We start from the raw sequence: 6251 nt of genomic DNA on the forward strand, positions 1-6251 counted from the left end.
TTTTAAACGAGAGTTTCAACGGTTGAACACGACCCAATGCGTGAATCAGTCAATCTGACTTGAAACCAAGCGGCAGGTCGGCGCAAAGGCGCAGTATGCTCGCGGCACAAAGGTCCTGACCCGCTTTTCGGTCATGGCGGTTGGTGCCATGTATCCATCACAAACAGAGAATTCAGGTGAACGATCTATGAGGCCAGGACAGCAGAACAAGCGCGGTCGAGGGCGTGGCAACAATAATAACAACGGCGGCGGCGGCGGAAATAACAATAACAACAATTTCAACCGCAAGGGCGGCAACCCGCTGACCCGAACCTATGACAGCTCCGGCCCCGATGTGAAGATTCGCGGCACTGCCCAGCATATCGCCGAAAAATACGCGCAGCTCGCCCGCGACGCTCAAAGCTCCGGCGACCGCGTGATTGCGGAGAATTATCTCCAGCACGCCGAACACTACAATCGCATCATTGCCAGCGCCCAGGCGCAGATGCAGGAACGTTTCCAGCGCGACGATCGCGGCGAATACAATGACGCCGCAGACCGCGACGGCGACGAGATCGATAACAACGACAATGACGCTGATGATGTCGTCGTCGTCCAGCCGCCGCAGAACAGGCAGCATCAGCCGCGGCCGCGACCTGAGTCGCAGCCCCAGCCTCAGCCGGCTCCTGCCCCGGCGCCGGTGGCGCCCCAGGCCGAGGTTATCGACGGAACCGGCCCGCAGCCGGAGATCGAAGGCATTCCGGCCGAAGTTGCCATGGACGAGGAAGGTTCCGGCGGTCAGCCGCGCGAACGCCAGCCTCGCCGCCGCAGCACCGGCAGCCGTCCCCGTCGCCCGCGTCGCGGTGCGGAAGGGGAAGCCGCCGGCGAAGGCGAGGGTGCTTCTGCTGAAGCGCCCGTGCTGGCGGACGCAGCGTCGGAATGAGGATCCGGCGTCTCCTTCCGCGGAGGCGCGAGGTTCATGCCATCTGTTAGAATTGCAACGAAAATCCCCGGCCTCGCGCCGGGGATTTTCATTTTGTCGGCTCTTTAAACTCGCAGAACAGGCTACCATATTCTCCACGACTGCTTCGCCCAAATTCCAGACGGGCCAAGCGCGGCCTGCCTTTTCAGGGGGTCGATCTCAATCATCGGTCTGTGCCTAGAAAAGGGCAGAGCGATCCAGGAGGTAGAATATGAATATCGAGAAATATTCCGAACGGGTGCGCGGTTTCATCCAGTCGGCGCAGACCTATGCGCTGGCGCAGGGTCACCAGCAATTCACGCCCGAACATGTGCTGAAAGTCCTGCTCGACGACGATCAGGGCATGGCGGCGTCGCTGATCGAGCGCGCCGGCGGCGATGCCAAGGCTGCTCGTCTCGCCAATGACGCGGCCCTTGCCAAACTGCCGAAAATTTCCGGCGGCAATGGCAACATCTATCTGGCCCAGCCGCTCGCCAAGGTGCTTTCGACCGCCGAAGAGGCGGCTAAGAAGGCCGGCGACAGCTTCGTCACGGTCGAACGCCTGCTGCAGGCACTGGCGATCGAATCCTCGGCTTCGACGTTCACGACGCTGAAGAACGCAGGCGTGACGGCGCAGGGCCTCAATCAAGTCATCAACGACATCCGCAAGGGGCGGACGGCGGATTCCTCCAATGCCGAACAGGGCTTCGATTCGCTGAAGAAATTCGCCCGCGATCTCACCGCCGAAGCCCGCGAAGGCAAGCTCGACCCGGTGATCGGCCGCGACGACGAAATCCGCCGTACGATCCAGGTGCTTTCCCGCCGCACCAAGAACAATCCGGTGCTGATCGGCGAACCCGGCGTCGGCAAGACGGCGATCGTGGAGGGGCTGGCGCTGCGCATCGTCAATGGCGACGTGCCGGAATCGCTCAAGGATAAGAAGCTGATGGCGCTCGATATGGGCGCGCTGATCGCCGGTGCGAAATACCGCGGCGAATTCGAGGAGCGGCTGAAGGCCGTGCTCAACGAAGTGCAGGCCGAGAACGGCGAGATCATCCTGTTCATCGATGAGATGCACACGCTGGTCGGCGCCGGCAAGGCCGATGGGGCGATGGACGCTTCCAACCTCCTGAAACCCGCTCTTGCCCGCGGCGAGCTGCATTGCGTTGGCGCGACCACGCTCGACGAATATCGCAAACATGTCGAGAAGGATCCGGCCCTTGCCCGTCGCTTCCAGCCCGTCGTGGTCGACGAACCGACGGTCGAAGACACGATCTCGATCCTGCGCGGCCTGAAGGAAAAATACGAGCAGCATCACAAGGTGCGCATCGCCGATGCTGCGCTGGTGGCGGCTGCGACGCTTTCCAACCGCTATATCACCGACCGTTTCCTGCCCGACAAGGCGATCGACCTGATGGACGAGGCGGCGGCGCGGTTGCGCATGCAGGTGGATTCCAAGCCGGAAGAGCTCGACGAGCTCGACCGCCGCATCATCCAGCTGAAGATCGAGCGCGAGGCGCTGAAGAAGGAAACCGACGTCGCCTCTGCCGACCGGCTGAAGCGGCTGGAGACCGAGTTGACCGACCTCGAAGAGGAGGCCGATGCGCTGACGGCCCGCTGGCAGGCGGAAAAGCAGAAGCTCGGCCTGGCCGCCGATCTCAAGAAGCAGCTCGACGATGCCCGCAACGAACTGGCGATCGCCCAGCGCAAGGGTGAATTCCAGCGCGCCGGCGAGCTGACCTATGGTGTGATTCCGGATTTGGAAAAGCAGCTCGTCGACGCCGAGAAGCAGGATGGCGAACGCGGTGCGATGGTGCAGGAGGTGGTGACCCCCGACAATATTGCTCATGTCGTTTCCCGTTGGACCGGCATTCCGGTCGACAAGATGCTGGAAGGCGAACGCGACAAGCTGCTTCGGATGGAAGACGAGCTGGCGAAATCGGTGATCGGCCAGGGCGATGCGGTTCAGGCCGTGTCGCGCGCCGTTCGCCGGGCCCGCGCCGGGCTGCAGGATCCGAACCGGCCGATCGGTTCGTTCATCTTTCTCGGCCCGACCGGCGTCGGCAAGACGGAGCTCACCAAGGCGCTCGCCCGCTTCCTGTTCGATGACGAGACGGCGATGGTGCGCATGGACATGTCGGAATATATGGAAAAACACTCCGTTGCCCGGCTGATCGGTGCGCCTCCCGGCTATGTCGGTTACGACGAAGGCGGGGCGTTGACGGAAGCCGTGCGCCGCCGGCCCTATCAGGTCGTGCTGTTCGACGAGATCGAAAAGGCGCATCCCGACGTCTTCAACATCTTGCTGCAGGTGCTGGATGACGGCCGCCTGACGGATGGCCAGGGCCGGACTGTCGACTTCCGCAACACGATGATCATCATGACCTCGAACCTCGGCGCCGAATATCTGACGCAGTTGAGAGACGGCGACGACAGCGACACGGTTCGCGAGCAGGTGATGGAGGTCGTGCGTGGGCATTTCCGGCCGGAATTCCTGAACCGCATCGATGAGATCATCCTTTTCCATCGCCTGAAGCGTGAGGAGATGGGCGCGATCGTCGATATCCAGCTGAAGCGGCTGGTGGCGCTGCTGTCCGAACGCAAGATCGTCATCGACCTCGACGAGGAAGCCCGTCACTGGCTGGCCAACAAGGGTTATGATCCGGTCTACGGCGCAAGGCCGCTGAAGCGGGTGATCCAGAAGTTCGTGCAGGATCCGCTGGCCGAGCAGATTCTGTCCGGCCAGGTGCCGGACGGTTCGACGGTGAAGGTGACGAGCGGTTCGGACCGGCTGCAGTTCAGGACGAAACAGACGGTGAGTGAAGCGGCATAAACCGGTTTGCCGGATGCATGGGAAATGGCGGCTTCGGCCGCCATTTTTCGTTGGCGGGCGAGATCAAGACGAGGAACATCGGCTCGAGACTACTTGCTCGCTACCTGATCCGACGCCTGGTTGTTCAGCAGCGTATCGATGCGCTTGCGCTCATCCTCGAATTTCGCCAGTGCTTCGCCCTGCAGCGACTTGCCGCCCGGCAGGCGGATGCGCAGGGGATCGACCTTGGTGCCGTTGACGATCAGCTCGTAGTGCAAATGCGGTCCGGTGGACTCGCCCGTCGTGCCGACCCAGCCGATCACCTGACCCTGGCGGATCTTGGCGCCGGGGATGACGCCCTTGGCGATGGCGCTCTGGTGATTGTAGGAGGATTCATAGCCGTTGGCATGACGGATGATCGTCTGATTGCCGTAGCCGCCGGAATCCCAGCCGGCTTTTTCGACCGTGCCGTTGCCGGCGGCAATGATGGCGGTGCCGCGGGGGGCCGCCCAATCGACGCCGGTGTGCATGCGGGCAAAACCGAGTATCGGGTGGCGGCGCATGCCGAAACCCGATTTGAAGATGCCGTTCGGAACCGGATTGCGCAGCAGGAACTGGCGGATGCTCTTGCCGTTCTCGTCGAAATAATCGACCGTGCCGTCGTCTGGATCCTGGAAGCGGTAGAAACGCGTCTGCGTATCGCCGAAACGGGCGTTGACGTAGAGCAGCTCGGAATCCTCGGTCGCCTGGCCGGCGCTGTCGGCGACGGAGAAGAAGGCCTCGAGACTGTCGGTCGGCCGCAGCTGCGCCTGGAAATCGACATTGCTGGCAAGCAGCTTGATGATCAGCGCCGTCATATCCTTGGTCATGCCGTAGGAAAGGGCTGCGCGGTAAATGCCGTCATAGACGCGCGGCAGGTTCTGGCCGGGTGGCGGCGCGAAGGAATTGTCATCGAAGGCGGTGGCGATGGCGTCCAGCATTGGCGGCTCGCTTCCGGGCACATATCGGCCCTTGTCGTCGACGGCCACGGTGACGAGATGGCGCGTGCCGCGATAGACGCTGGCGCGGATGATCTTTGCCTGTTCGCCCTTCTGAATGATGCCGATGCGCAGCACGTCGCCCTTATCGAGATCGGTGGAACCCAGTTGCTGCGAGATAAAACCGGCAATGCCATCGGCATATTGCTGCGGATAGCCCGAATCCGTCAGCGCCTTGGCGATCGGCGTGTCGACGCGCACCGGCAGGATGTCGTCGGCGAACTCCTCGGTCTGCGGCGTGATCGATTCCGAGGCGGAGACCGTCATGTTCTGCTCGAGCACCCGAGCCGACAGGCCGGCGGTGAGATCGACATCGGCATCCTCAGCCGAAAAACGGCGCGGATCGACGTAATAGAGGGCTGCAAGCTGCGTGTTGCCGTCTGTCAGCACCGAGCCGTTGGAACGCACATTCTCTTCGACCTCCTCCAGCGACAGGCCGGACGCCATCTTCATGCTGGACTTGCCTGTGGGGAAGGGGATAGTCTTCAGGCTGACTTCGGATTCGACATCGGAACCGTAAATCGCGCCGGTGCGGCTTTGCGGGGCGGGCTGCGGCTCGTCGGCGGAAAAGATCGCCAGGGGATCGAAGTCGGGATAATCCTCGGTCGCCACATGATTGGCGGCCAGCGTCATCTTCACATGCGCGAAGGGCTGGCGGCGCACGACTTCCTTCTCGCCGTCGTGGACGACGGTCGAAACTTCCATGATGGCCCGGTCAGACGGTTTTGCGGCGATGGCAGGTGCAATCAGCCTTCCGCCGCGCACCACTGCCGTATCCTCGTGTGCGTCTGCCGCTGCACTTGCATAGGCTTCGGCGGGGATCGCCAGCTGCTGGCGGCCGTCAAGCGCGGCAAAAAGGGCGACGCCCATCAGGACGGAGGAGGTAATGCCGGTGAGGAACGTGCCCGAGAGCCAGCGCAGGGAAACCTCGCGCCGATCGGGCGCGCGCCTGCCATCGGCCAGAAGCGGAGGCTCGTTGCCCAACGAGCGGATCATCATTTTCTCCGTCATCATGGCAGTCGGGTCCGCGTCCTTACATCAGGCGTCTCTGGAAGCATTTCTCGGCCATCCTGGCTGGGGCAAAAGATGTGCATATTTTGGGCATGGAAGTCAAATCGCTCAGGGATAGGCAGATTGCCTGCTTTTGCCTGTGTGAATCATGCGTCTCTTAAGACCAGCAGATTGTGATGATGTCGGGGCGCGGCGACATGAAAGAGCGTTCTTTCCACGAAAAGTCGAAAGAGGTTCATTTTCCCGGCTGTCTCAAGCCGGTCGGAATCCGGGAAACGACCCCATTTCGGCGCTGCGGGAAAATTCCATTGTGAAAACAATTGGATAAAAGAAATCTCATTTTTTTCGAAAAGGGCTGTTGACTTGGAAAAGGGGTTAGTTCTATAAGCCCACTCACTGAACGAGGGCGGCGGCGCTGCTGGCGACGAAGTCTTTCGTTCTCAAGAAACTC

General features: G+C 61.7%; 4 protein-coding genes. 2 read left to right on the forward strand and 2 right to left on the reverse strand.

What is annotated here, in order from left to right:
- Window positions 1-187 precede the first annotated feature (187 nt).
- Both GGD57_RS25680 and clpB read left to right on the forward strand, forming a co-directional pair.
- The gene (locus GGD57_RS25680) at window positions 188-922 is read left to right on the forward strand and encodes a DUF4167 domain-containing protein (RefSeq protein ID WP_184473013.1); all 735 of its coding nucleotides are present in this window, start codon (window positions 188-190) and stop codon (window positions 920-922) included.
- Between the two features lie 250 nt (window positions 923-1172).
- Complete coding sequence (gene clpB / locus GGD57_RS25685; protein WP_184473014.1) at window positions 1173-3773, forward strand: ATP-dependent chaperone ClpB; 2601 nt, start codon at window positions 1173-1175, stop codon at window positions 3771-3773.
- An 89-nt stretch (window positions 3774-3862) separates the two neighbouring features.
- Here the strand turns inward: clpB and GGD57_RS25690 are convergent, their stop codons facing one another.
- Both GGD57_RS25690 and GGD57_RS29025 read right to left on the reverse strand, forming a co-directional pair.
- Window positions 3863-5803, reverse strand: coding sequence for a M23 family metallopeptidase (locus tag GGD57_RS25690; RefSeq protein ID WP_184473015.1), 1941 nt, complete (start codon window positions 5801-5803; stop codon window positions 3863-3865).
- A gap of 232 nt (window positions 5804-6035) precedes the next feature.
- Window positions 6036-6251 (reverse strand): hypothetical protein (locus GGD57_RS29025; protein ID WP_210304036.1); only part of this gene is annotated, 216 nt, incomplete at its 5' end.

The sequence above is a fragment of the Rhizobium esperanzae genome (genome assembly GCF_014197615.1).
Lineage (GTDB): Bacteria > Pseudomonadota > Alphaproteobacteria > Rhizobiales > Rhizobiaceae > Rhizobium > Rhizobium esperanzae_A.

Excerpts from the sequence above, each read along its gene's own strand:
- GGD57_RS25690 (WP_184473015.1), bottom strand. The coding sequence starts at position 5,803 with ATGATGACGGAGAAAATGATGATCCGCTCGTTGGGCAACGAGCCTCCG.
- GGD57_RS25680 (WP_184473013.1), top strand. The coding sequence starts at position 188 with ATGAGGCCAGGACAGCAGAACAAGCGCGGTCGAGGGCGTGGCAACAAT.
- clpB (WP_184473014.1), top strand. The coding sequence starts at position 1,173 with ATGAATATCGAGAAATATTCCGAACGGGTGCGCGGTTTCATCCAGTCG.